Below are 25,743 nucleotides of genomic sequence, written 5' to 3' on the forward strand. Positions count from 1 at the left end.
CAAATAATAAACTTTTGATAAGCTGTGTCTAGCGCAATCAGCCTATCGGCTAGCCGATGGTAAAGGCTCTTACGCTTTTCTAATGGGAGATGAAAAAATGAAATTACATACACTTTTCAATGTATTACCTTTTGTGAAGCTTCCTATAGACAACCCGGAAGTGAACGAATTAGTTCAAGATAATCGTAAGGTGACAACAGGAGATTTATTTATTTGTATAAAGGGACTTACCGTTGACGGACATCAATTTGCTGAAGATGCTGCAAACCGAGGTGCTGTAGCCATTTTAGCGGAAAAACCATTAGATGTTTCAATTCCAGTCATTGTGGTGCCTGACACCAAAAGAGCAATGGCCATTCTCGCTGATTATTTTTATGGTCAGCCGACAAAACAGTTAAAATTAATTGGTATTACCGGGACTAATGGAAAAACAACAACAAGTCATCTGATTGAGCAATTGATTCGTGATGCAAATGAGAAATCAGGATTAATAGGCACGATGTATATGAGAATCGGTGATAGGGTAGTAGAAACAAAAAATACTACACCTGATAGCTTAACTTTGCAAAGCACATTTAAACAAATGGTTGATGAAGATGTGAAAACAGCGATTATGGAAGTATCTTCCCACGCTTTGGATCAAGGTCGGGTGTTTGGATGCGACTATGATGTTGCCGTTTTTACTAATTTAACCCAGGATCATTTGGATTATCATCATACGATGGAGGATTATTTAAGAGCAAAAAGCCTTTTATTTGCTCAGCTTGGAAACTCCTATAACTATAATAATCCCAAATATGCTGTTTTAAATATTGACGACCCAGCCTACAAAAAGATACAAAAGGAAACGGCTGCACATGTGGTTACATACGGCATCGATAATCAAACTGCACAATTTGCAGCAAAGGATATCGAAATGAATTCTAGAGGTACATCCTTTACATTAGTTTCGCCTGAAGGGGAAAATAGGGTGCACCTTCAGTTGATTGGGAAGTTTAGCATATACAATGTTTTAGCGGCTATATCAGTCGGTTACGTGTTCAATATACCTCTTGAATCTATAATTGGTTCTATGGAGAAGGTGAAGGGGGTATCCGGCAGATTTGAATTAGTGAATGCCGGTCAAGCTTTTCCTATTATTGTAGATTACGCCCATACTCCAGATAGCTTGGAAAACGTCTTGAAAACCGTTCAACAATTTGCAAAAAAACGGATTTTTGTTGTCGTTGGCTGTGGGGGAGATAGGGATAAAACAAAACGTCCAATCATGGCGCAAATAGCTTGCAAATACGCAACCGATGCCATTTTTACCTCTGACAATCCAAGAAGTGAGGACCCTGAAGCTATCCTTCAAGATATGGAGGCAGGAGTAAAGGACCAAAAATATGTGAAAATGGTTGACAGAAAAAAAGCAATTCATTATGCTGTTCAGCATGCAGGTGATGGAGATGTAGTACTAATTGCAGGCAAAGGCCACGAAACATACCAAATTATTGGTGATAAAATTAATAATTTCGATGATCGTCTCGTTGCCAGCGAGGCAGTACAGGAGTGTAAAAAATGTTAACGACAGCAGACCTGTATCAGTTATTTGCAAACAATCGCGGAATACAGGATGTTTCTATACATTTTGATACAGTTTCTATTTTTGATAATGGGGATTTAAAAAAAGGATTATTTGTTCCAATAGATAATGAGCATAGACTTGATAAGGCAATTGAGTCGGGTGCCATTGCAGCAATTTGGCCGAGTGAAAAGGAAGTTCCTTTCTTCACTCCTAATCATTTCCCGATATTTCTTGTAGAAAATCCAATATCTGCATTTAAGCAATTATGCGACCATTACATTTACAAAATTAAACAAGAAGAGTGTGAAAAAATGACTAAATTTGTTTTCTTTAGTCCTGAACTTCTTAAAAATCATCCACAAACATATGATTTATCTGAAAAAGGCACAGGACAACAATTACTTGAAACTATTAATAATTTTATGAACAAAGATGGGAGGGGATAAAAATGATGGAACAAGTTATTTTCTTTACGATTTTAATGGGCTTTCTTATAACAGTTTTGCTTTCTCCTATTTTTATTCCCTTTTTAAGAAGGCTGAAATTTGGGCAAAGTATTCGTGAGGAAGGACCGAAATCCCATCAGAAGAAAACGGGAACTCCTACAATGGGTGGAATCGTTATTGTCATTTCCATTATCGTTACATCAATTGTTATGATGAAGAAATTTTTCAATCCAACGGTTCAAACCTATTTATTATTATTTGTAACTTTGGGATTCGGTATCCTTGGTTTTCTGGACGATTTTATTAAAGTAGTATTAAAAAGAAACCTCGGTTTGACATCTAAGCAGAAGCTTTTAGGTCAAATTATTATTTCGGTCATATTTTATATTATTTTAAGAACCGCGCATATCCCGACTGAAATATCCATTCCATTTACTCACGGTACTATTGATTTGGGATGGTTTTATCTGGTCGTTATTATTTTCTGGCTAGTTGGTTTTTCCAATGCCGTTAATTTAACAGACGGGTTGGATGGTTTAGTTTCAGGTACGGCGGCAATTGCTTTTGGAGCTATGGCAATTATCGCATGGCATCAACACCAAATAGATGTTGCAATATTTTCCGTAGCAGTAGCTGGTGCCCTGCTAGGATTTTTAGTATTTAATGCGCATCCAGCAAAAGTATTCATGGGGGATACTGGCTCCTTAGCGTTAGGTGGAGCGTTAGCAACTGTTGCCATTTTAACGAAAATGGAGTTGCTCCTTATTATCATAGGGTTTGTATTTGTAATGGAGACGTTATCTGTAATTTTACAAGTAATTTCTTTTAAGACAACGGGTAAAAGAATTTTTAAAATGAGTCCTTTGCATCACCACTTTGAGCTTGTAGGATGGTCAGAATGGAGAGTAGTGGTTACTTTTTGGACAGTAGGATTAGTATGTGCAATATTAGGAATTTATATTGAGGTGTGGTTGTAATTGAAAAATATAAACGATTATCAGCATAAAAAAATACTTGTATTAGGTTTGGCAAAAAGTGGGGTCAGTGCAGCTTCTTTATTACATAAATTAGGGGCATTTGTAACGGTGAATGATAAGGAACCGCTAGAAAAAAATCCTGCGGCACAAGGGTTGCTTCAAGAGGGGATCAAAGTAATATGCGGAAGTCACCCCGTTGAGCTTTTAGATGAAGGGTTTGAATTAATCGTTAAAAATCCTGGGATTCCATATCACAATCCTTTGGTTTCCGGGGCGATGGAACGCGGAATTCCTGTTATTACAGAGGTGGAATTGGCATATAAAATTTCGGAAGCTGAAATCGTTGCTATTACAGGAACAAATGGGAAGACAACCACCACCACATTAATTTATGAAATATTAAACGCAGATAGTAAAAAGAATCCTCTTATCGCGGGAAATATTGGTACAGTTGCATCAGAGGTTGCTCAAAATGCCACGGAAAATAACCAAATGGTAATTGAATTATCATCTTTTCAATTAATTGGGATTCAAAGCTTTCGACCGCATATTGCTATTATCACAAATATTTATGAAGCCCATTTAGATTATCACGGGACTAAAGAAGAATATGCAAAAGCAAAAGCAAATATAACAAGAAACCAAACGAAGAATGACTTTTTAATTGTAAATGATAATCAGCGTGAATTAATGGAATTGATTTCTTTTTCGAAGGCAAAGATAATTCCGTTTTCTACTGTTAGATATTTAGAAGATGGTTGCTGTGTGAGAAATGGCGATGTAACATTCCTTGGGGAAGCGATTATTCCAGCAAGCGATATTGTTTTACCAGGGGAGCATAATTTGGAAAATGTACTAGCTGCAGTTGCTGCAACAAAGCTCATGGGAGTCAGCAATGAAGCAATCCACCAAGTTTTGACTACCTTTAAGGGGGTAAAGCATCGAACTCAATTTGTTATGGAAATAGAGGGGCGCAAGTTTTACAACGATTCAAAAGCTACTAATATTTTAGCGGCTAGCAGTGCGTTAAAAGGATTTCAACAACCCGTGATTTTACTTGCTGGTGGATTGGACCGTGGTAATGATTTTGATGAGCTAGTTCCATACTTAAATAATGTTAAAGCTCTTATTACATTTGGACAAACGGCCGAAAAAATGGAGGCAGCGGGAAAAGCAGCTGGTATAGAATCCATTAGACGTGTCGATAATGTTGAAGATGCAGTACCTGTTGCATATCAATTATCTAATCCTGGCGATGTAATATTATTGTCGCCTGCTTGTGCAAGCTGGGATCAATATAAAAGTTTTGAAATTCGGGGTGATATTTTTATTGATGCCGTGCATAAGTTAGTATAGGAGCTTGTTCAAAAGATGATGAGCGGTAGCATAACTTCAGCATGAAAGCAGCACCTTTTAGTGTATAGTTAAAGCTCAGGTTAATGGTTTCAACAAAGGAAACTTCTTTAAAGCTCTAATAATTCACTGCCCGAGGTGTTGAAGTTGCCGTTAAAAAAATCTAATCCTGATTTTATATTAATTATTGTCACATTATCATTATTAACAATCGGCTTAATCATGGTTTATAGTGCAAGTGCAATCTGGGCTAATTATAAATTCGACGATTCCTTTTATTTTGCGAAAAGACAGCTTTTATTTGCTGGAATTGGAGTTATTGGCATGTTTTTTATCATGAATGTCGATTATTGGACATGGAGGACATGGGCAAAGCTGCTTTTAATTTTTTGTTTTGCATTATTGGTGCTCGTGTTAATCCCTGGAATTGGTATGGAAAGAAATGGTTCTAGAAGCTGGATAGGAGTCGGCGCTTTTTCCATTCAGCCTTCCGAATTCATAAAACTTGCCATGATCGCCTTTTTAGCCAAATTTTTATCAGAAAATCAAAAATATATTACAACCATAAAAAAAGGCTTAGCACCATCCCTTGCTCTAGTATTTCTCGCATTTGGCATGATTATGTTGCAGCCGGATTTAGGTACAGGAACGGTAATGTTAGGGACTTGTATCATCATGATCTTTATTTCCGGAGCTAGGATTGCCCATTTTGCATTTCTAGGGATAATGGGAGTAGCAGGATTTGTTGGGTTAATTTTATCAGCACCGTATCGAATGGACAGGATTACCTCCTTTATGGATCCGTGGAAAGACCCATTAGGCACCGGATTTCAAATTATACAATCCTTATACGCTATTGGTCCAGGTGGCCTATTTGGATTAGGATTAGGTCAAAGCCGCCAAAAGTTTTTCTATTTACCTGAACCGCAAACGGATTTCATTTTCGCTATTTTAGCAGAAGAACTAGGCTTTATTGGGGGGACATTGGTTTTACTGTTATTTGCCTTACTTTTGTGGAGGGGAATTCGCATAGCTTTAGGTGCTCCAGATCTTTATGGAAGCTTTCTTGCAGTAGGTATAATATCTATGATTGCTATTCAGGTTATGATCAATATTGGAGTTGTGACGGGGCTAATGCCGGTTACAGGGATAACACTTCCGTTTTTAAGCTATGGAGGCTCCTCCTTAACGCTAATGTTATTTGCTGTAGGAGTTCTTTTAAATGTAAGCAGATATTCCAGGATATAAGACCCTTTCAAGGGTTTTCTTTTTTTATGTAGCTCTTTTTTAAATGACTTTGCTATTGTTCATGATATGCTTATAAGAGTTTTATTTAGGTAAACAAAGCAATAATCAAATTAAGAACAGGTCCTTTGAAACAGAGCTTGCACAGGTTTATAACAAGAGAAAAGCAATAATATCTTTCGAAAATAGATTAATCTTCTTTACTTTTAATACAGTTCTATATCAATCATGTAAATACTCTTTTACTGTTCCAGTTTTCTGGTTTAGAATATAGTATGATATGTTAAGCGGAATTTTACCGTCTTAAAAGATGGTTAAAGTATTCCTTAAGGATGATGGAAAAGAAAATTGTTAAGACAACATGAGGTGAAAAAATGAAAGTCATTATTAGTGGAGGCGGTACAGGTGGTCATATATATCCTGCCTTAGCCCTAATTAGAACAATAAAAAAAGAACATCCTAATACTGAATTTTTATATATCGGAACACAAAAAGGTTTGGAATCGTCGATTGTAACCCGCGAAAACATTCCATTTAAGTCCATACATATTACAGGTTTTAAACGTTCTTTATCACTCGAAAATTTCAAAACTATTTTCCGTTTTCTTAAAGGAGTGCGGGAATGTAAAAAAGTAATTAAAAGCTTTAAGCCGGATGTTGTTATAGGAACTGGTGGGTATGTTTGCGGTCCAGTAGTTTATGCTGCAGCAAAACAAAAGATTCCGACCATCATTCATGAGCAAAACAGTGTACCGGGCTTAACAAATAAATTTTTAAGCAGATATGTAAATAAGGTTGCTATATGCTTTGAATCTTCAGGTGAATTTTTTCCAAAGGAAAAAGTCGTTTTGACAGGGAATCCTCGTGCTTCGGAAGTAATAGGGGAAAAAAATACAGAGGTATTGAAAAACTTCCAATTACAAACAGATAAGCCGACTGTACTGATATTTGGAGGTAGCAGGGGAGCACGACCGATTAATGAGGCAGTAATAAGAAATCTTGCACAGTTTTCACAAAAGTCCTATCAGGTTTTATATGTAACAGGAGATGTGCATTTTAACGAGGTGGAAAAGGAAGTATCCCTTATCGGCAGTTCTAAAAATATTTCTATCGTTCCATTTATTCACAATATGCCTGAGGTATTAAGAGCAGTTGATTTAGTTGTGTCAAGAGCAGGAGCGACAACCTTAGCAGAATTAACGGCACTTGGAATACCAAGTATTTTGATACCTAGTCCGTATGTAACAAATAATCACCAAGAAAAGAATGCAAGGGCATTGACGGAGTCAGGAGCTGCTACCCTTGTTTTAGAAAGTGAATTGACAGGTCCAAAGCTTCTACAGGCAATTGATGAAATACTACTCGATACTAACAATATGATGAAAATGAAAGATGCGGCAAAAAAATTAGGCATTCCTGATGCATCCAATAGGTTATTTAAGGTTATGGACGCTTTGGCAAAGTCTAAATAAATACGTACTAAGGAAAAACGTGGTGATAAATTCGCTCTTTCCACATTTCATTTACTATTATAAAATAATGGTAATTAAACTAAAGGGGCTAAACGGTGTGTAATATACCGTTTAGCTTGCTATTTTATAAATATTTATTAGGAATATATATGTGTTTTATGGGAGGGGCGATTTTTACATGGGAAAAGGGAAGGTTGTATCATTAGAAGACCGAATTCCCAAACTGAAGGAACAGAGAAAGCGAAAGACAAACCGCAGGCTAATATTCCTTATTTCTGTTTTCTTTTTACTCGTTATATGTGTTATTTACTTTCAATCGCCCTTAAGTCATGTTGGCAAAATTAGTGTAATGGGGAATTCATCCATTAGCAAAAAAGAAATAATAGAGAAAAGCGGCATTTCAACAAAAGTGAATATTTGGAATATGAAAACTGGCAACATTGAAAAAAAATTATTAAAGTTTCCAGAAATAAAATCGGCTGTGATAAAAAAAGCATTTCCAAACAAAGTATCCATTGAAATAAAGGAGCATAAGCAAATAGCTACACTCTCTTCCGGGACAACCTTTATACCTGTTCTAGAAAATGGTGTGATCCTACATAAACATAATGTTATGGACATGAATGGTCCAATACTTACAAATTTTCAGGAAGGAAAGTATTTGAAGCTAATGGTGGAACAGCTCCAGCAATTACCTGCGGAAATTACCAATTCCATTTCTGAAATTCATTATGAGCCAGATAAAACAGATCATTATCACATCCTATTATACATGAACGATGGGTATGAAGTGTCAGCAACTATGAGGACATTTGCTGATAAAATGGTTCACTATCCATCTATAATTACCCAATTAACTCCAAATGTAAAAGGAATTATTGACTTAGAGGTAGGTTCCTACTTTAAGCCTTTTAAACCGAAAGGGGATCGAAAGGATGAAAAACAAGGCAGTGAAGGGTAAAAATATCATCCTCACACTTGTTTTATTTATATTAGGATTTATGCTCGCATTCTCTTATAATCTTGCAAATAAAAAGGAAATTCCAAGTGAAAAAATTTCTGATCCCCAGTTTGCTAGAGAAACTGAATTGCGCAATGAGCTAATTAGGCAGCAAAAGCAAAATAGTGACCTTCAAAGCGAGCTATATAAAAAGCAAAATAAAGTTCGTACTATAGAGAAAAACTTATCAAAAGAAAAGAAATCTTTTTATCATCTAGCAGAGGACGCAGAAAAATATAGAATGTATCTTGGGAAGATGAAAGTAGAAGGAAAAGGGGTAACGGTGACACTACAAGACGGAGAATATGATCCACACAATGGGAATGTCAATAGCTATCTAGTTCATGATTTTCAGGTATTTAAAGTAATAAACGAGCTATACATTGCGGGGGCTTCAGCTGTTGCCATCAATGGATTAAGAATAAAGCATGATTCTTATATTATTTGCAATGGGCCCGTAATTACAGTTGATGGGGCTCAATTCCCTGCACCATTTAAAATTTCTGCAATTGGTGATCCTAATGTATTAGCTTCTGCACTAACGATTACTGGTGGCATAAAAGATCAGCTTGTTAATGATAATATTTTGTTTTCAATAGAAAAAAAGAATCAAATTATCATGAACCCAATCCTAAGTGAATCTTAGGAAGGAATAGGTGAAAAGGTGTGAACCATAAAGTTAAGATCAGCTTTACAATAATCACGCTAATAATTGGTTTTATGCTGGCAATTCAATTTCAAGCAGTTAAAATGCCGAAGGAACGTGATACTCGCGATATATGGGAGCTGCGTGATGCATTATTAAAGGAGCAAAAACTCCACTCAACACTATTGGATGAAATAAGAATGAATGAAGAACAACTCGAAAAATACGAAACGAAAATGAAAGATAGTAAAGAAGCGGCACTAAAAGAAACCTTACAACAATTAAAGTCAGAGGCAGGGCAAACGGATATAGATGGTCCAGGTCTTCAATTATCCATTGAACCACTTAAAGAGGCTCAATTAATGGGGGAAGTTATTTACGCTGTATCTCCAGACCTGCTAAAAAGGTTAGTAAATGAATTAAACATGTATGGCGCCAAGAACATTTCCATTAATAATGAAAGAATGATAAATACGACTGTTATCAGGGATATAAATGGAGCAACAAAAGTCAATGGCCGCTCTTTGAACAAATATCCTATTGTAATAAGGGTAATAACCGAAGACTATCACGCTGCAGAAAAATTATTCAATCAAATTCAATTTTCACCTACAATTGATGAATTTTTTGTCGATAATCTTAAAGTAAGGGTACTCAAGCCTAGAAAAGACATTCATATACCTGCCTTTGATGATCCTATTATAATACGTTACTTGCAGCCTGCAAGTTAGCCTCACTGCTCCAATCTAATATATGTTATATCCATTTGCGAGGGAAATATTTTATGCGAAAGATTTACATTTGAAGAAGGAGTTGGGAATATGTGGCTGCCTATTCTCGGATTAATCATTGGTATATCATTAGGATTATTAGCAAATATTCAAATTCCGGATGAGTATGCAAATTATCTATCTATTGCTATATTAGCAGGGTTAGATACATTATTTGGCGGAATCAGAGCTTTTTTGCAAAATATATACGATTCAAAAGTTTTTGTCTCTGGTTTCTTTTTTAATATAATTTTAGCAGCAAGTTTAGCTTTTCTAGGTGTCCATCTTGGTGTAGACTTATATTTGGCTGCAGTTTTTGCATTTGGAGTTCGTCTATTTCAAAATATTGCAGTAATAAGAAGAATTATTTTAGCAAAATGGTCCTTGAAGAGTGAAAAAACTAAAAAAAATTAAACAATTTAAAAGGGAAATATTCACTTACGACGAATATTTGTATAGTATATATACTAATAGATGATAAAATAGATAATATGATTAATAGTCTTAACGAATGCTAGATTTGAAATGAGCAGAAACTTTTCAGGCAAAGGGAGGTGCCACTGTATGAACAACAATGAAATATATGTAAGTCTTGACATCGGTACGTCCACCGTTAAAGTAATTATTGGCGAAATGGTTAACGATTCATTAAATATCATCGGTGTGGGCAATGTGAAGTCAGAAGGAATTCGGAAAGGCTCCATTGTCGATATTGATGAAACGGTTCATTCTATCAAAAAGGCGGTAGAACAAGCTGAAAGAATGATTGGTATGAATATCGACCATTGTATTGTCGGTATTGCTGCCAACCATGTAATGCTCCAGCCATCTCACGGGGTTGTAGCTGTAGCTAGCGAAAATCGGGAAATATCTGATGAGGATGTAGCAAGAGTAATGGATGCTGCACAGGTAATTTCTATAGCACCGGAAAGGGAAATTATTAATGTCATTCCTAAACAATTTATTGTTGATGGTTTAGATGAGATAAATGATCCCCGCGGAATGATAGGTGTGCGGTTGGAGATGGAGGGTACAATTGTAACTGGGTCAAAAACTAGCCTACATAATACTCTCAGATGTGTTGAACGAGCAGGTTTAAATATTACCGAAATTGTATTACAGCCATTAGCAGCCGGAGCTGTTTGTTTGTCGAAGGATGAATTAGATTTAGGAGCTATTTTAGTCGATATTGGCGGGGGATCCACTACTCTAGCAGTATTTGAAAATGGCAACATTAAAAATACAAGTGTTATACCAGTTGGTGGGGACCATATAACGAAAGACTTATCGATAGTGTTAAGAACTTCAACAGAAGATGCCGAAAAGATTAAAGTAAAGTATGGACATGCTTTCAGAAATGATGCATCAGAGGATGAGGTTTTCAGTGTACCAATTATCGGTAGTGATCAGCATCAACAATTTAACCAATTGGAAATTTCTGATATTATAGAAGCCAGACTAGAAGAAGTTTTTGATCTTATATGGAAAGAACTCAAGCGTATGAATATTATTGATTTGCCGGGAGGAATTGTATTAACCGGCGGAACGGCAAATATTCCTGGAGTACTGGAACTAGCGCAGTCCGTTTTTCAAAATCGTGTTCGTATTGCAATACCGGATTATATTGGTGTTCGTGAACCTCAATATACGACTGCGATTGGATTAATAAAATATGCTTATCGAAATGCAAGATTACAAGGTCGTAATGTTAGTGCAGCACCTGTTCAAATGGATCAATACGAAAAAAGGCCAGTGAAGAAAACACAGCCAAAACCAAAAAATGAAAAACAACAAGAAGAGAAAATTTCCGCAAAGATGAAAAAATTCTTTGGATACTTTTTTGAGTAATAAGGAGATTATCGACCATTTCAGAGGTTAGTTGTGAATGAAGAATGTTATCTTCATCACAATATCCTTCTATTCTTATTATGGAACCCAGAGTAGAAAATATGTCTTGGTGGAATATCGACGAATTAGGAGGATTTGTCATGTTGGAGTTCGATACGAATTTAGATTCTTTAGCAACAATAAAAGTCATTGGCGTAGGCGGAGGCGGTAATAACGCTGTAAACCGAATGATAGAAAATGATGTTCAAGGTGTAGAATTTATTGCTGTAAACACGGATGCACAAGCGTTGAATTTATCAAAAGCAGAATTAAGGATGCAAATTGGTGCAAAGCTTACAAGAGGATTAGGTGCTGGTGCAAATCCTGAAGTAGGTAAAAAAGCAGCTGAGGAAAGCAAGGAGCAAATTGAAGAAGCATTAAGAGGAGCAGATATGGTGTTTGTTACTGCTGGAATGGGAGGCGGAACAGGAACCGGAGCTGCACCAGTTATTGCTCAAATAGCAAAGGATCTTGGAGCGCTAACTGTTGGGGTAGTAACTCGTCCATTTTCATTTGAAGGTCGCAAACGTTCTTCACAAGCAACAGGTGGAATTGCTGCTATGAAGGAAGCAGTTGACACTCTTATTGTCATTCCAAATGACCGATTGCTAGAAATAGTAGATAAAAGCACTCCAATGCTAGAAGCATTCAGAGAAGCTGATAATGTTCTACGTCAAGGTGTACAAGGTATTTCCGATTTAATTGCAACTCCTGGATTAATTAATCTAGACTTTGCCGATGTAAAAACGATTATGACGAATAAGGGATCGGCATTAATGGGTATTGGTGTAGCTACTGGAGAAAATAGAGCAACCGAAGCTGCTAAAAAGGCAATATCTTCTCCACTTCTTGAAAAATCAATTGATGGTGCTCAAGGGGTCTTAATGAATATAACGGGTGGAGTTAACCTGAGCTTATATGAAGTTCAAGAAGCTGCCGATATAGTTGCTTCTGCATCGGATCAAGAAGTTAATATGATTTTCGGTTCCGTTATTAATGAAGAATTAAAGGATGAAATTGTTGTAACTGTAATAGCTACTGGCTTTAATGAGGAAGTTTCTCAAAATAAGCAGCAGCGTCCAGGTTTTGGACAAGTTAAACCATCACACAATCAACCACTAAAGCGTGAACCAAAACGTGAAGAAATGCAGCAAGAACCTGTTCGAAATACACAGAATGTGGAGGATACACTAGATATCCCTACATTCCTACGAAACAGAAATCGAAGATAACCAGTTGTTTATATTGAAACCAGATGATGAAATCATCTGGTTTTTTTATTGCCTTAATTATTGGCATATTTTTACCTAGTCTTTTCTTGTCGCGTATATTTCACATGACAAAATTCGAATGAAACTTCGAAAAGTTCTTCTTTTTCACATACAAGAAATGACACACTTTTAATAGGGATGTACGATATACTGTCGGTATTATAGTTTCTCGACTGGAATTGGGAGGTGCAATATTGGTCGTCTATATGGATATCGTTTGGCTGCTGAATTTAATGGTAGATAGCACGCTCCTTTGGCTGACAGCTATTATATTAAAGCGAAGAGTTAGAATTTGGAGGATAGTGATAGGAGGATTCATCGGGTCCATTCTAATTATCTTGAGTATTACCCCGATTGCTCCATATGCAGGTAGCCCTTTTGTTAAGCTGGGGTTTTCCGTTTTAATGGTTTTTAGTGTATTTGGTTTTAAACGATTTAAATACTATTTTTCAAACCTGTTAACCTTCTATTTTGTAACTTTTTTAACAGGAGGTATTTTAATTGGAACACACTATTTTTTGAATTTTAATATGCAATTGAATCTTGCTAGTATTAGGGGATTCGGAGATCCGATAAGCTGGTTATTTGTAGTATTTGGATTGCCGGTTGCATGGTATTTTGAAAAACAGAGAGTATCCAACTTCGAAATGACGAATATACAATTTGACCAATTAGTGAAAGTGGAAATACACATAAATGGTTTACATATTTCTATGAACGGACTAGTAGATAGCGGGAATCAGCTACAGGATCCAATTTCAAAAGCGCCAGTAATGATTGTTTCTACACAAGAATTGAATGGAATTCTGCCTAATGAGGTAATTGAATTATCCGAAAACCACGAAAAGTTAATGGATGGATCCATTCAATTAAAACCGGAGTGGTACGATAAAATTCGTCTTATCCCCGCCAAAGCAGTTGGGAAAAATCATCAATTGCTTGTTGCTTATAAACCGGATTCGTTGCAAATTCATAATGAAAAAGGCTGCTACCAAGTGCAAAGATCCTTAATTTCCTTTACAAACCAACAATTATCAAGTGACGATGTTTTTCAAAGTATAGTACATCCAAAAATGTTAACTGGTATTCCTATACAAAATGCTTCCTAAACTTTTTATTTTCCATGTTTGTAATACTACTATACTCTCGAATCATTCAATTTAGAAGGAGGACATCCATTGAAAAATCTAAAAATTAAATTGTCCTATTTTTGGTACAAATTATTAATAAAACTTGGTCTTAAAACCGATGAAATATACTACATTGGGGGAAGTGAAGCTCTTCCTCCTCCATTAACAAAGGATGAAGAGGAGGTTCTGTTAAAAAAACTCCCAAATGGAGACAAAGCCGCAAGATCATTATTAATTGAACGGAATTTAAGATTGGTGGTTTACATAGCACGAAAATTTGAAAATACAGGGATTAATATCGAAGACTTGATTAGTATTGGCACTATTGGACTAATCAAGGCGGTGAATACATTTAATCCTGAGAAGAAAATAAAATTAGCTACCTATGCATCCCGATGTATTGAAAATGAAATTCTTATGTATTTAAGAAGAAATAACAAAATAAGGTCAGAGGTCTCTTTTGATGAGCCATTAAATATTGATTGGGATGGAAATGAATTATTATTATCCGACGTTTTAGGGACGGAGGAGGATATCATTACGAAGGATTTAGAAGCAAATGTTGATAAAAATCTGTTGTTTAATGCTTTGCACCAGTTGACAGACCGTGAAAAGCAAATTATGGAGCTTCGCTTTGGTCTTCAGGGGGGCGAAGAGAAAACTCAAAAGGATGTAGCGGATATGCTTGGTATTTCCCAATCATACATTTCCCGTCTTGAAAAGAGAATTATAAAAAGATTGCGTAAAGAATTTAATAAAATGGTTTAATCATGCGGATCTAGCTACAATGGTTACTCCGACTACCCATCCATATTACGACTTAATTTTAAAGCATCTTTTCTTAAAGGATTATTAATTCAAAATAATATGGATGTTAATAAGCTTTCTATCTTTAAAATATACATGGTTTACGAAAAGAGATGTAGATAAAAAAATTTTTCTGTAAAAAAGTCTTAGAAAATATACCATTTTACAATTGTTTGCCGTTAGTGAGACATTTCTTCAAGTGCATAAATTTCCCACCTAAGGAGATACTTATTTTTGAACAGCAGCTCCTGCAAGGAGGGAATTAACTTGAAGCGTAATAAAGTAGAAATTTGTGGTGTTGATACATCAAAGCTTCCTGTTTTGAAGAATGAGGAAATGAGAGAATTACTGAAGCAAATGCATGCGGGGGATATGCATGCAAGGGAAAAACTTGTAAATGGGAATTTACGATTGGTACTTAGTGTCATACAACGGTTTAATAATCGCGGTGAATATGTGGACGATCTATTTCAGGTTGGCTGCATCGGTCTTATGAAATCCATTGATAATTTTGATTTAAGTCAAAACGTACGATTTTCTACTTATGCCGTTCCGATGATTATCGGTGAAATACGTAGGTATTTGCGGGATAATAATCCAATACGTGTTTCACGTTCACTCCGTGACATTGCTTATAAAGCTCTTCAGGTTCGGGAGCGTTTAATCAGTGAAACCTCCAGAGAACCTACTGCAGAGGAAATTGCAAAGGTCTTGGAAGTTCCGCACGAAGAAATAGTATTTGCACTTGATGCCATTCAAGATCCTGTCTCTTTATTTGAGCCGATTTATAATGATGGAGGAGATCCTATTTTTGTTATGGATCAATTAAGCGATGAAAGGAATCGGGATAGTAATTGGATTGAGGAAATAGCTTTGCAGGAGGGCATGAGAAGACTCAATGATCGAGAAAAATTGATTATCAGAAAAAGATTTTTCCAAGGGAAAACACAAATGGAAGTAGCGGAAGAAATCGGAATATCGCAAGCCCAAGTATCACGCTTAGAAAAAGCGGCTATTAAGTCAATGAATAAAAATATTCAATAACGATCAAGTCGGTCATCCTGTAATAGGCTGACCGACTTTTATTATTATTTTTGTCCTTTACTGCATATATTTTATTAATTGCATATTAGCCTTTTAAGGAGAGGATAACGGTGGTTCGTATATCTGATTTTCAAATAAAGGATGTCGTAAGTATTTCAGATGGGCGCAGATTAGGAAATGTGACCGATATTGATATTAATTTGGACAACGGAAAAATAGAAAGCATTGTAGTAGGTGGGCAAGGGAAAATATTGAGCTTTTTTAGTAAAGAAGAGGAAGTCGTGATCCCTTGGAACAATATTGTAAAGATTGGTGAAGATGTTATTCTAGTGAGATTTCGTGAGCAAAAATATATGGGGCAACAACAGCTTCAAGAACCAAAAAATGAAAAACATTAAACATAAATGTATTTCTGTGTTACACTATTGGAAAGTGAAGGTAAATAGTACCTTCTTTTTTTATTTAGCATCTTTTCGTAAACTTTGTTGCTTTGGGACCTAAATAAGGAGCAAATATTAATGTTACTAGGCAATTTTCGCATATTTTCTTAAGAAAAGACGCCACGAAGCATTTAGATATACGGGTTGATGAACTTATATGTAAAACAACAATCTATGCGAAAATAGCCATTATTTAAGGCTCTTTTCTGCTTTTTTTTAGAGGGGAATATTAGTATCAACCTAACTTGAGTAATGAAGGAATAACGTTCTTAAGAAAAGTTGCCCCGAGCTAAGACTATTCACGTATTTATTACTGAATATGATAAACTACAATCTAAACAAAAATAGCTATATTTCATGATTGAATGGGGTGTTATGTATGAACGAACCATTTATTAAAGAGAATAAGGAATTTTTTTATATAAAAGAATGGTCTAAGTTATCTTCTAAGATTGTTGCTGGATTTACAACTAAAGTTGGAGGATTCAGTGAACAATTTAATGGCACTTTAAATTGCGGATTCCATGTAGGGGATCAAATCGAAGCTGTTAAAAAAAACAGGGAGCTCTTATCTCAAAAGCTTCATTTCCCAACCGACTCATGGGTTGGTTGTGAGCAAACACATGGTGTTCACATTGCTCAAATTAATAAAGCGGATATTGGTAAAGGTGCTCTTAATTATGAAAGCAGCGTGAAAGATACAGATGGTATATACACTAATGTACATAATATTTTATTGACATTATGCTTCGCTGATTGCGTACCGCTTTATTTTTATTCGGAAAAACATAATATGGTGGGAATTGCACATGCCGGATGGAAAGGTACAGCAAAAGGAATTGCCAAGGAAATGATTCATACGTGGACTGAAAAAGGTATAATGCCAAAAGATATTTTGGTAGCCATTGGACCATCCATTTGTGAAAAATGCTATATTGTCGATAATCGTGTGATAGATGAAATTCATCCTTGGTTAATGAATACGGTTGATATACCGTATAATGAAATTTCTACTGGACAATATCAGCTAAATTTAAGAAAATTAAATAAAATAATACTTGAAAAATCAGGCATTCCATCCGAAAATATTTTTGTCACGAAATATTGCACTAGTTGTGAGCGAGATGATTTTTTCTCTCATCGACGTGATCAAGGCAATACAGGAAGAATGATAGGCTTTATAGGTTTGAAAGGAATGGATGATAGTGAAGGTTAGTGATAAGCTGACAATGATTAAGGAAAAGATAGAACAGGCTTGCCAAAAAGCAGGACGGAGTTCTAATGAAATAAAGATTATTGCTGTTACAAAATATGTTTCAACCGAAAGAGCACAGGAAGCCCTCGATTCCGGTATAATCCATCTAGGTGAAAATCGGGATGAAGGATTATTGGATAAATGGAATACATTAGGTAATAGGCCGATATGGCATTTTATTGGAACATTACAAACAAGAAAAGTAAAGAATATTGTTGATAAAGTATCTTATATTCATTCCCTAGACAGGATTTCTTTAGCTCAAGAAATAAATAAACGAGCAACCAAAACGATACCTTGTTTTATCCAAGTGAATGTTTCCAAAGAAGAATCCAAGCATGGACTTCCTGCGGAGTCTGTAGTAGATTTTGTGAAACAATTAATGCCATTTAAACAAATCGAGATTGTTGGTTTGATGACAATGGCGCCATTTACGGAGGATGAATATATTGTTCGAAATACATTTCGCGGTTTAAAACAGCTTCAGCAAGAAGTACAAGCACTTAAACTTCCTCATGCACCATGTAAGGAGCTTTCCATGGGGATGTCAAATGACTATGAAATTGCCATTGAAGAAGGAGCTACATTTATTAGGATTGGTACTGCTTTAGTAGGCTAAAAATTTAGGAGGTGTATTTTTTATGGGATTAAAATCAAAAATTAAAACATTTTTCTTATTAGATGATGAATATGATGATATGGAAGAAGAAAAAATGGGACATGAGACTGATTATGAGCCTGAACCTGCTCCAAGAAATAATCATGCCACTGCAAAACATAATATTGTCAGCCTGCAGAGTGTCAAAAAAGGTTCGAAGGTAGTGCTTATTGAGCCAAGGGTTTATGCGGAAGCTCAAGAAATTGCAGATCATTTAAAGAATAATAGATCTGTTGTAGTGAATCTTCAGCGGATTCAGCATGACCAAGCCAAACGGATAATTGACTTTTTAAGTGGTACTGTATATGCAATTGGCGGAGATATTCAGAGAATCGGAAGCAATATATTTTTATGTACTCCGGACAATGTAGAGGTATCGGGTAACATATCGGAATTCATACAAGATAATAATTTTGATTCGAGGTGGTCCTAATTTAAATGAGTCTTTTATTTAACATTTTAACAAGTATATTAGTGTATTATTCATACGTGTTGATTATTTATATTTTCTTGTCATGGTTTAATGCAAGGCAAACCTCAATAGGACATGTTTTAGGACGCATTTGTGAACCGTATTTGGAGCCTTTCAGACGAATTATTCCTCCAATAGGAATGATCGACATATCTCCTATCGTTGCTTTGTTTGTTTTACGTTTAGCTGGATTAGGACTTGGACAATTATCTTCATGGATTATATAAAGGGCTGCTATTAAGCGCCCTTTTTATGTAGGGTTTTTTCATAAATTCTGCTGCTCTTGTATTGGAAGATCAAATAAACAACCTTAATTTGAGTATGAATATCTAACTTTTTAAGAAATGATGCCACGAAGCTAAACCTATTTTTTAGAATTATTATAATAAATAAAAGGCAATACGAAAACAGCCTTATGTATTAAAGAAAGGATTTGTATGACAAGTATATATCAACATTTTAGACCTGATGAAAAAGAATTTATTGACCAGGTGTTAAACTGGCAACAATTTGTTGAAAATTCCTATTCTCCTAAGTTGAGTGATTTTTTAGATCCACGACAAATACATATTGTTAAATCACTTATTGGAACCCACTCTACAGTTAAATATAGCGAGTTTGGGGGTTATGACAATGCTGAAAGGAAAAGGGTGTTGTTGTACCCGGATTACTTTACGCCAGAATATAATGACTTTCAAATTAAGCTAACGGAAATTGAGTATCCGAGAAAATTTGTAAGCTTAAGCCATCGTCAAATATTAGGATCCTTAATGTCACTCGGTTTAAAAAGGGAAAAATTCGGTGATATCTTGATTCAGGATGACCGTATTCAGGTGGTTATTCCATCAGAAATGATGGATTACATTAGAATGGAATTGAAACAAATTGGAAAAACAAATATCCAACTAGTAGAATTATCTCTTGATGAAATAATTAAAAGTGATGAAGAGTGGAAAGAAGTGACAACAACCGCTAGTTCTTTGCGCTTGGATGCTCTGTTATCTTCCGTATATCCTATCTCTAGACAAAAAGCTCAAACTCTTATTCAGCATGGATTGGTGAAGGTAAATTGGAAAGAGATTGAACAAACCTCATTTCAATGTGAAGAAGGAGATGTTATTTCGGCACGCGGATATGGAAGATGCAAAATAATCTCCATTGAAGGGCAAACGAAAAAGGAAAAATGGCGCTTGAAAGCTGGAATATTAAAATAAAGCTATTTTCGTTAGGTTATCCTATCCATATATTGTGATAAATTCCAATTGATTTAGTTGAGGTAAAAAAGCTATTCAATCATTACAAAAATTAGGTCTTTTTTATAGTTTCGTCTGCAAAAGCAACAAAGTTTAAGAAAAGAGCCCTAAATAATGAAAAATTTGCAGGAATTCCCCCTAATGCTGTCGAAATTCAGTATAATAAAAGAAACTGGTCGCTAAAGAATGATAGATCAATTCATTAAACGACAATATTTGATAACATATGTGGAGGTGGCATATATGCCTTTAACGCCATTAGATATACATAATAAAGAGTTCAGTAGAACCTTTCGTGGCTATGATGAAGATGAAGTAAATGAATTTCTTGATCAGATTATTAAGGATTATGAATTGCTTATCCGTGAAAAGAAGGAATTAGATGAAAAGCTATCTTCCTCCAATGAACGGCTTGGTCATTTCACTAACATTGAGGAAACATTACATAAATCCATTATTGTAGCTCAAGAAGCAGCTGAAGAGGTAAAGGGAAATGCACAAAAGGAAGCGAAATTAATAATTCGGGAAGCGGAAAAAAATGCGGACCGAATTGTTAATGAGGCACTTTCGAAAGCACGTAAAGTTGCAATGGAAATTGAAGAATTAAAAAAACAGTCCAAAGTATTTAGAACAAGATTTAAAATGTTAATTGAAGCTCAACTAGACTTATTGAAAAATGATGATTGGGATAAGCTAATGGAATTTGAAATTGACGCAACTGAATTGAATCTGGAAGAAGAAGTTAAATAAGCTTTGCTCATAAGCATCGAAATGGTATTAACATTGAATTTACCTTGACGGACAGAATTTTTGTCACATATAATAGAATAATAATAGGTAAAACGATGACAGGGACAGTAAAGTTATTAACAACTTATTGAAGCGAGCCAAGGATAGTGGAAGCTTGGTATAAGCAATATACTTGAAAATCACCCTTGAGTTCTTGATTTGAACGCCGCTTGAGGCTAGTAAATGATGGCGTATAGTTCACGTTACGAATGTTAAAGAGGACATATTATAATGTCTATCAGGGTGGTACCGCGGGAAAACCTTCTCGTCCCTATTGGGGATGAGAGGGTTTTTTTGTTGCTTATTTGGAAAGGAATAATAAGAACTAATAATTGTCTCTGTGGTCTTTTATAAGGAGGAAAAATCGTGGAATACAAAGATACGTTATTAATGCCAAAAACCGATTTCCCAATGAGAGGAAATTTACCAAAAAGAGAACCCGAAATTCAAGAAAAATGGGAAAGCATGAATATTTATCAAAAGGTACAGGAGCGAACAAAAGGCAGACCATTGTTTGTGCTTCATGATGGACCACCATATGCAAATGGGGATCTTCATATGGGGCATGCTTTAAACAAAACATTAAAGGATATTATCGTTCGCTTTAAATCCATGACTGGTTACTGTGCACCGTACGTTCCTGGTTGGGATACCCATGGTTTGCCTATCGAACAGGCATTAACCAATAAAGGTGTTAAAAGAAAGGAAATGTCAGTTGCAGAATTTCGCAAGCTGTGTGCGGAATACGCTTACGAACAAGTGGACAATCAACGAACTGCCTTTAAAAGACTTGGTGTTCGCGGGGATTGGGAGAATCCATATCTTACATTAAAACCTGAATACGAAGCACAGCAAATTAAAGTATTTGGTGAGATGGCGAAAAAAGGCTATATTTATAAAGGTCTTAAGCCTGTATATTGGTCTCCGTCTAGTGAATCCGCATTGGCAGAAGCGGAAATTGAATATAAGGATAAACGTTCTGCTTCAATCTATGTGGCATTTGAAGTAAAGGATGGAAAGGGTGTATTAGAAGATGGCACAAAAATTGTTATCTGGACAACAACACCTTGGACAATTCCGGCAAACTTAGGGATTGCTGTTCACCCTGAATTAAAATATGCAGTAGTAAAAGAAGAAAATCAAAAGTATGTAGTTGCGGAAGCTTTATTAGAAGAAGTGGTTTCTGTATTAGAATGGAAAAATCCACAGGTAGAAAAAACAGTTTCTGGTAAAGATTTAGAATATATTGTAGCGAAGCACCCACTTTATGAACGCGATTCGCTTGTTATGCTTGGGGAGCATGTTACAACTGATTCTGGTACAGGATGCGTGCATACTGCTCCTGGCCATGGGGAAGATGATTTTATCGTTGGTAAAAAATATGGTTTAGATGTTTTATGCCCTGTTGATGATAAAGGCTATATGACTTCCGAGGCGCCAGGATTTGAAGGCTTATTCTATGATGAAGCAAATAAACCAATCACCCAAAAGCTCGAAGAAGTGGATGCACTATTAAAATTAAACTTTATTACCCATTCCTATCCACATGATTGGCGTACAAAGAAACCGGTTATTTTCCGTGCAACGGCACAGTGGTTTGCCTCCATTGATTCCTTCCGTGAAGAACTTCTTCAAGCGGTACAAGAGGTTAAATGGGTTCCTGCGTGGGGAGAAACAAGACTATTTAATATGGTTCGTGATCGCGGTGATTGGTGTATTTCACGTCAGCGAGCATGGGGAGTTCCAATCCCTGTATTTTACGCGGAAAATGGCGATCCTATTATCACAGATGAAACAATTTATCATATTTCAAAATTGTTCCGTGAACATGGATCAAATATTTGGTTTGAGAGAGACGCGAAGGAATTATTGCCTGAAGGTTTCTCACACCCAAGTAGTCCAAATGGTAAATTTACTAAAGAAACAGATATTATGGATGTTTGGTTTGATTCTGGTTCCTCCCATCAAGCAGTATTAGAGGAAAGGAAAGAGTTGCAGCGTCCTGCAGATTTATATTTGGAAGGCTCTGATCAATATCGCGGATGGTTTAACTCATCCTTAACTACATCAGTGGCTGTTACAGGCAAAGCTCCATACAAGGGAATTTTAAGCCATGGCTTCACACTTGATGGAGAAGGTAGAAAGATGAGTAAATCTCTTGGAAATGTTATTGTACCGGGCAAAGTAATTAATCAGTTAGGTGCCGATATTGTCCGTCTTTGGGTTGCATCTGTGGATTATCAAGCTGATGTCCGAGTTTCGGATGCTATTTTGAAACAAGTTTCCGAAGTGTATCGTAAAATTCGCAATACATTCCGTTTCTTACTTGGAAACTTATTTGATTTTAATCCAGAGCAAGATAAAATTGCTTACGAACAGTTACGGGAAGTAGATCAATTTCTCTTAGTAAAATTAAATAATCTAGTGAAACAAGTTCGAGGATCTTATGAGCGTTATGAATTTGCCAGTATTTATCATGCCGTTAATAACTTCTGCACACTTGATTTAAGTTCATTCTATCTTGATTTTGCAAAAGATGTTCTTTACATCGAGGCTAAGGATAATTTTGAACGCCGTGCAATGCAAACCGTTCTATATGAATGCTTAACAGCTCTAACAAAGTTATTATCGCCAATTCTTACGCATACAGCTGATGAAGTATGGGCATTTATTCCTGGTGTGGAAGAAGCAAGTGTTCAATTAACTGATATGCCTGAACCTAAAGAGTTTAATAATGCGAAGGAATTAGAAGAAAAGTGGGATAAATTCTTAAAGCTACGTGATGATGTATTAAAGGCATTGGAAGAAGCGAGAAATGAAAAGGTAATTGGCAAGTCATTGTCTGCAAAGATTACACTATATGTGAATCAAGATACGAAAGAATTGTTGGACAGTATTTCAGAAAACATGAAACAGCTATTTATTGTATCTGGGTATGAAGTGGCTGGTGCATATGAACAAGCACCGAATAATGCGGTTAAGTTGGAAAATGCAGCAATTGTTGTTGAAAAAGCCGAGGGTGAAACATGTGAAAGATGTTGGGTAGTAACACCTGAAGTTGGCCAAGATGAAAAACATCCGACATTATGCTTGCGTTGTGCATCCGTAGTCGAAAAAGAATATGCATGAGAATAATCATTAAAATAAGGAGCCTGACACTAATAGTGTCAGGCTCCTTTTCTTTAGTGGTTTTTGGAAATTATTAGTGCTTTTTGCAACAGTTACTCCTTAAATACTTCTCAATCATGGGTAAACTAACATTACCAATACATTGGAGGGATGAATATGACTGATCAAAACGATAAATTATTTTGTTTGTTGCAATCATTAAAAGATGAATTATCTGCATATGAAACAAATAATGAAATGATTCAGACCCTCATTAAGGAGGAATTAAGTGATATTGATTGTGCCTTATCAAAATGGGAAGATGGATATTTTGGAACTTGTGAACAAACTGGAGAAACACTTCCCGAATCATGGCTCTATACAATACCAACATTAAAAAGCACCGATGAATGGTTTGATTTAAGAAATTATGTAAAGGTATCTATTCCATTTAATTAATACAGAAAATAGGTCGTTACTAAGATTTTCGCCGAAAAAGGAACAAAGTATAAGAATAGAGCATTAATGAAATAATAGTATTTCTTTTCTCCATCCATGTAGTATGCTAAAATTCAAAAGAAAAGAATGTTCTTTCGGTATTAGCCGGCAGAACATACTACATATGGATTCGGGGGTTACCTTTGTGGTTATTTATTACATTATCGCAATTTTTATTATCGCATTAGACCAGATAACCAAATGGCTAGTGGTCAAAAATATGGAGTATGGTGAAAGCATCCCCATTATAAAAGATTTCTTTTATTTAACCTCACACCGTAATGAAGGAGCGGCATGGGGAATTTTGCAAGGACAGATGTGGCTATTTTATTTAATAACAGTAGTAGTTGTAATCGGAATTATTTACTATTTACAAAAATATGCAAAGAACAAAGTATTGCTAGGAGTAAGCCTTAGCTTTATGCTTGGCGGGGCAATTGGAAACTTTATCGACCGTATCTTTAGAAAACAGGTTGTAGATTTTATCCACACGTATATTTTTGGCTATGATTTTCCAATTTTTAATATTGCAGATTCAGCTTTAACCATTGGTGTGGTTCTGTTGATTATCTACATGCTGCTCGAAGAGTTTCGTTCAAAGGAGAAAACATATGGAAATAATGGAACACATCATTCAGGAAGATGAAAAAAATGAAAGGCTGGACAAGGTTTTATCTGCTACCAACAAGGAGTGGTCCAGATCACAGGTCCAGCAATGGATTAAAGAAGGTAATGTAACAGTTAATGATAAACAAGTAAAATCAAATTATAAGAGCAACACAGGGGATAGAATCCAAATTCATATTCCGGAACCACAACAATTAGATGTCATTCCGGAACCAATGGACTTAAATATTTACTATGAAGATAGTGATGTATTAGTAGTGAATAAACCTAAAGGCATGGTAGTACATCCTGCACCAGGACATTTAACTGGTACATTAGTAAATGGATTAATGGCTCATTGTAAAGATTTATCTGGAATAAATGGTATCTTAAGACCGGGAATTGTTCATCGTATTGATAAAGATACCTCGGGCCTCTTAATGGTTGCAAAAAATGATTTAGCGCATGAAAAGCTTGTCGATCAATTGGTAGAAAAATCAGTAACTCGAAAATACTTTGCCATTGTTCATGGGGTAATTCCTCATGATTATGGTACGGTGGATGCTCCGATTGGTAGAGATCCAGATGACAGACAGAAAATGACTGTAGTAGATAATGGAAAGCATGCTGTGACTCACTTCCGTGTTATAGAAAGATTTCATCAATATTCGTATATAGAATGCGAATTAGAAACAGGCCGAACCCATCAAATTAGGGTTCATATGAAATATATTGGCTTTCCTCTAGTTGGAGATCCAAAATATGGACCGAAAAAAACGATGGCAATTGATGGACAGGCGCTCCATGCTGGTGTATTAGGATTTGTACATCCACGTTCTGAAGAATATTTAGAATTTGAAGCACCACTACCAGAATATTTTATAAGCCTGCTGCATGAACTTCGCAATAAATGATTGACAAGTTTCGCGGGATTGTTTATTCTATTATTAATCAAATAAGACCTTTAACCCAGTCCAGAGAGGCTGAGAAGGATGCGGATAAGAATACTTTCTAGGAAGTATGCTTAGTTATGGAGTATAACGCGTAAA

26 protein-coding genes and 1 other annotated feature are annotated in these 25,743 nt (G+C 35.8%); all 26 genes read left to right on the forward strand.

What is annotated here, in order from left to right:
• The first annotated feature begins 97 nt into the window (after nucleotides 1-97).
• The 26 genes from KHA87_RS03940 (at nucleotide 98) to KHA87_RS04065 (ending at nucleotide 25,608) form a co-directional block, all read left to right on the forward strand.
• Nucleotides 98-1,567, forward strand: a complete 1,470-nt coding sequence (locus KHA87_RS03940; RefSeq protein WP_213092800.1) for a UDP-N-acetylmuramoyl-L-alanyl-D-glutamate--2,6-diaminopimelate ligase — start codon at nucleotides 98-100, stop codon at nucleotides 1,565-1,567.
• Nucleotides 1,561-2,013, forward strand: a complete 453-nt coding sequence (locus KHA87_RS03945) for a hypothetical protein (RefSeq protein ID WP_213092801.1) — start codon at nucleotides 1,561-1,563, stop codon at nucleotides 2,011-2,013. Before KHA87_RS03940 ends, KHA87_RS03945 begins: the two co-directional genes overlap by 7 nt.
• A 2-nt stretch (nucleotides 2,014-2,015) precedes the next feature.
• The gene (gene mraY / locus KHA87_RS03950; RefSeq protein WP_213092802.1) at nucleotides 2,016-2,990 is read left to right on the forward strand and encodes a phospho-N-acetylmuramoyl-pentapeptide-transferase; all 975 of its coding nucleotides are present in this window, start codon (nucleotides 2,016-2,018) and stop codon (nucleotides 2,988-2,990) included.
• A complete protein-coding gene (murD, locus tag KHA87_RS03955; protein WP_213092803.1) occupies nucleotides 2,991-4,346 on the forward strand; it encodes a UDP-N-acetylmuramoyl-L-alanine--D-glutamate ligase in 1,356 nt (451 codons plus the stop codon). It begins immediately after the preceding gene.
• Between the two features lie 144 nt (nucleotides 4,347-4,490).
• Entirely contained in the window at nucleotides 4,491-5,591 is a 1,101-nt protein-coding gene (spoVE, locus tag KHA87_RS03960) for a stage V sporulation protein E (protein WP_213092804.1), read from the forward strand.
• A gap of 371 nt (nucleotides 5,592-5,962) precedes the next feature.
• Nucleotides 5,963-7,060: an undecaprenyldiphospho-muramoylpentapeptide beta-N-acetylglucosaminyltransferase gene (gene murG / locus KHA87_RS03965; protein WP_213092805.1), complete on the forward strand. Its 1,098-nt coding sequence runs from the start codon at nucleotides 5,963-5,965 to the stop codon at nucleotides 7,058-7,060.
• Nucleotides 7,061-7,238: 178 nt separating this feature from the next.
• Complete coding sequence (locus KHA87_RS03970; RefSeq protein WP_213092806.1) at nucleotides 7,239-8,021, forward strand: cell division protein FtsQ/DivIB; 783 nt, start codon at nucleotides 7,239-7,241, stop codon at nucleotides 8,019-8,021.
• Nucleotides 7,996-8,706: a DUF881 domain-containing protein gene (locus tag KHA87_RS03975; RefSeq protein ID WP_213092807.1), complete on the forward strand. Its 711-nt coding sequence runs from the start codon at nucleotides 7,996-7,998 to the stop codon at nucleotides 8,704-8,706. The genes KHA87_RS03970 and KHA87_RS03975 overlap by 26 nt, the downstream gene beginning before the upstream one ends.
• A 20-nt stretch (nucleotides 8,707-8,726) precedes the next feature.
• The gene (locus KHA87_RS03980; RefSeq protein ID WP_213092808.1) at nucleotides 8,727-9,437 is read left to right on the forward strand and encodes a DUF881 domain-containing protein; all 711 of its coding nucleotides are present in this window, start codon (nucleotides 8,727-8,729) and stop codon (nucleotides 9,435-9,437) included.
• Nucleotides 9,438-9,527: 90 nt separating this feature from the next.
• On the forward strand, nucleotides 9,528-9,890 hold the full coding sequence (locus KHA87_RS03985) for a small basic family protein (RefSeq protein ID WP_213092809.1): 363 nt from the start codon (nucleotides 9,528-9,530) through the stop codon (nucleotides 9,888-9,890).
• Nucleotides 9,891-10,040: 150 nt separating this feature from the next.
• Nucleotides 10,041-11,324, forward strand: a complete 1,284-nt coding sequence (gene ftsA / locus KHA87_RS03990) for a cell division protein FtsA (RefSeq protein ID WP_213092810.1) — start codon at nucleotides 10,041-10,043, stop codon at nucleotides 11,322-11,324.
• A 140-nt stretch (nucleotides 11,325-11,464) separates the two neighbouring features.
• Nucleotides 11,465-12,595: a cell division protein FtsZ gene (gene ftsZ, locus KHA87_RS03995; RefSeq protein ID WP_213092811.1), complete on the forward strand. Its 1,131-nt coding sequence runs from the start codon at nucleotides 11,465-11,467 to the stop codon at nucleotides 12,593-12,595.
• A gap of 233 nt (nucleotides 12,596-12,828) precedes the next feature.
• Entirely contained in the window at nucleotides 12,829-13,743 is a 915-nt protein-coding gene (gene spoIIGA / locus KHA87_RS04000; protein WP_213092812.1) for a sigma-E processing peptidase SpoIIGA, read from the forward strand.
• 69 nt (nucleotides 13,744-13,812) lie between these two features.
• On the forward strand, nucleotides 13,813-14,532 hold the full coding sequence (gene sigE, locus KHA87_RS04005) for an RNA polymerase sporulation sigma factor SigE (RefSeq protein ID WP_213092813.1): 720 nt from the start codon (nucleotides 13,813-13,815) through the stop codon (nucleotides 14,530-14,532).
• A 306-nt stretch (nucleotides 14,533-14,838) separates the two neighbouring features.
• On the forward strand, nucleotides 14,839-15,615 hold the full coding sequence (gene sigG / locus KHA87_RS04010) for an RNA polymerase sporulation sigma factor SigG (RefSeq protein ID WP_213092814.1): 777 nt from the start codon (nucleotides 14,839-14,841) through the stop codon (nucleotides 15,613-15,615).
• Between the two features lie 110 nt (nucleotides 15,616-15,725).
• A complete protein-coding gene (locus KHA87_RS04015) occupies nucleotides 15,726-16,013 on the forward strand; it encodes a YlmC/YmxH family sporulation protein (RefSeq protein ID WP_213092815.1) in 288 nt (95 codons plus the stop codon).
• A gap of 421 nt (nucleotides 16,014-16,434) precedes the next feature.
• Entirely contained in the window at nucleotides 16,435-17,271 is an 837-nt protein-coding gene (gene pgeF / locus KHA87_RS04020) for a peptidoglycan editing factor PgeF (protein ID WP_213092816.1), read from the forward strand.
• On the forward strand, nucleotides 17,261-17,929 hold the full coding sequence (locus tag KHA87_RS04025; protein ID WP_213092817.1) for a YggS family pyridoxal phosphate-dependent enzyme: 669 nt from the start codon (nucleotides 17,261-17,263) through the stop codon (nucleotides 17,927-17,929). The genes pgeF and KHA87_RS04025 overlap by 11 nt, the downstream gene beginning before the upstream one ends.
• A 22-nt stretch (nucleotides 17,930-17,951) precedes the next feature.
• Nucleotides 17,952-18,401 carry a cell division protein SepF gene (locus tag KHA87_RS04030; protein ID WP_213092818.1) on the forward strand — a complete coding sequence of 150 codons (450 nt, stop codon included), beginning with the start codon at nucleotides 17,952-17,954 and terminating at the stop codon, nucleotides 18,399-18,401.
• Between the two features lie 5 nt (nucleotides 18,402-18,406).
• Nucleotides 18,407-18,667, forward strand: a complete 261-nt coding sequence (locus tag KHA87_RS04035; protein WP_213092819.1) for a YggT family protein — start codon at nucleotides 18,407-18,409, stop codon at nucleotides 18,665-18,667.
• Between the two features lie 210 nt (nucleotides 18,668-18,877).
• The gene (locus tag KHA87_RS04040; RefSeq protein ID WP_213092820.1) at nucleotides 18,878-19,654 is read left to right on the forward strand and encodes a YlmH family RNA-binding protein; all 777 of its coding nucleotides are present in this window, start codon (nucleotides 18,878-18,880) and stop codon (nucleotides 19,652-19,654) included.
• 282 nt (nucleotides 19,655-19,936) lie between these two features.
• Nucleotides 19,937-20,443 carry a DivIVA domain-containing protein gene (locus tag KHA87_RS04045; RefSeq protein WP_213092821.1) on the forward strand — a complete coding sequence of 169 codons (507 nt, stop codon included), beginning with the start codon at nucleotides 19,937-19,939 and terminating at the stop codon, nucleotides 20,441-20,443.
• Between the two features lie 86 nt (nucleotides 20,444-20,529).
• Nucleotides 20,530-20,758, forward strand: a binding site (T-box leader).
• 90 nt (nucleotides 20,759-20,848) lie between these two features.
• Nucleotides 20,849-23,611, forward strand: coding sequence for an isoleucine--tRNA ligase (gene ileS, locus KHA87_RS04050; RefSeq protein WP_213092822.1), 2,763 nt, complete (start codon nucleotides 20,849-20,851; stop codon nucleotides 23,609-23,611).
• 156 nt (nucleotides 23,612-23,767) lie between these two features.
• The gene (locus KHA87_RS04055; protein ID WP_213092823.1) at nucleotides 23,768-24,049 is read left to right on the forward strand and encodes a hypothetical protein; all 282 of its coding nucleotides are present in this window, start codon (nucleotides 23,768-23,770) and stop codon (nucleotides 24,047-24,049) included.
• Between the two features lie 163 nt (nucleotides 24,050-24,212).
• Nucleotides 24,213-24,734 carry a signal peptidase II gene (gene lspA, locus KHA87_RS04060; RefSeq protein ID WP_213092824.1) on the forward strand — a complete coding sequence of 174 codons (522 nt, stop codon included), beginning with the start codon at nucleotides 24,213-24,215 and terminating at the stop codon, nucleotides 24,732-24,734.
• Nucleotides 24,700-25,608 carry an RluA family pseudouridine synthase gene (locus KHA87_RS04065; protein WP_213092825.1) on the forward strand — a complete coding sequence of 303 codons (909 nt, stop codon included), beginning with the start codon at nucleotides 24,700-24,702 and terminating at the stop codon, nucleotides 25,606-25,608. Before lspA ends, KHA87_RS04065 begins: the two co-directional genes overlap by 35 nt.
• Nucleotides 25,609-25,743 lie beyond the last annotated feature (135 nt).

Origin of the sequence: Bacillus sp. FJAT-49736 (assembly GCF_018343615.1) — a bacterium.
Classification (GTDB): domain Bacteria; phylum Bacillota; class Bacilli; order Bacillales; family Bacillaceae_C; genus Margalitia.

Excerpts from the sequence above, each read along its gene's own strand:
- KHA87_RS03940 (WP_213092800.1), top strand. The coding sequence starts at position 98 with ATGAAATTACATACACTTTTCAATGTATTACCTTTTGTGAAGCTTCCT.
- KHA87_RS03945 (WP_213092801.1), top strand. The coding sequence starts at position 1,561 with ATGTTAACGACAGCAGACCTGTATCAGTTATTTGCAAACAATCGCGGA.
- mraY (WP_213092802.1), top strand. The coding sequence starts at position 2,016 with ATGATGGAACAAGTTATTTTCTTTACGATTTTAATGGGCTTTCTTATA.
- murG (WP_213092805.1), top strand. The coding sequence starts at position 5,963 with ATGAAAGTCATTATTAGTGGAGGCGGTACAGGTGGTCATATATATCCT.
- KHA87_RS03970 (WP_213092806.1), top strand. The coding sequence starts at position 7,239 with ATGGGAAAAGGGAAGGTTGTATCATTAGAAGACCGAATTCCCAAACTG.
- KHA87_RS03975 (WP_213092807.1), top strand. The coding sequence starts at position 7,996 with ATGAAAAACAAGGCAGTGAAGGGTAAAAATATCATCCTCACACTTGTT.
- KHA87_RS03985 (WP_213092809.1), top strand. The coding sequence starts at position 9,528 with ATGTGGCTGCCTATTCTCGGATTAATCATTGGTATATCATTAGGATTA.
- ftsA (WP_213092810.1), top strand. The coding sequence starts at position 10,041 with ATGAACAACAATGAAATATATGTAAGTCTTGACATCGGTACGTCCACC.
- ftsZ (WP_213092811.1), top strand. The coding sequence starts at position 11,465 with ATGTTGGAGTTCGATACGAATTTAGATTCTTTAGCAACAATAAAAGTC.
- pgeF (WP_213092816.1), top strand. The coding sequence starts at position 16,435 with ATGAACGAACCATTTATTAAAGAGAATAAGGAATTTTTTTATATAAAA.
- KHA87_RS04030 (WP_213092818.1), top strand. The coding sequence starts at position 17,952 with ATGGGATTAAAATCAAAAATTAAAACATTTTTCTTATTAGATGATGAA.
- KHA87_RS04035 (WP_213092819.1), top strand. The coding sequence starts at position 18,407 with ATGAGTCTTTTATTTAACATTTTAACAAGTATATTAGTGTATTATTCA.
- KHA87_RS04040 (WP_213092820.1), top strand. The coding sequence starts at position 18,878 with ATGACAAGTATATATCAACATTTTAGACCTGATGAAAAAGAATTTATT.
- KHA87_RS04045 (WP_213092821.1), top strand. The coding sequence starts at position 19,937 with ATGCCTTTAACGCCATTAGATATACATAATAAAGAGTTCAGTAGAACC.
- KHA87_RS04055 (WP_213092823.1), top strand. The coding sequence starts at position 23,768 with ATGACTGATCAAAACGATAAATTATTTTGTTTGTTGCAATCATTAAAA.
- lspA (WP_213092824.1), top strand. The coding sequence starts at position 24,213 with ATGGATTCGGGGGTTACCTTTGTGGTTATTTATTACATTATCGCAATT.
- KHA87_RS04065 (WP_213092825.1), top strand. The coding sequence starts at position 24,700 with ATGGAAATAATGGAACACATCATTCAGGAAGATGAAAAAAATGAAAGG.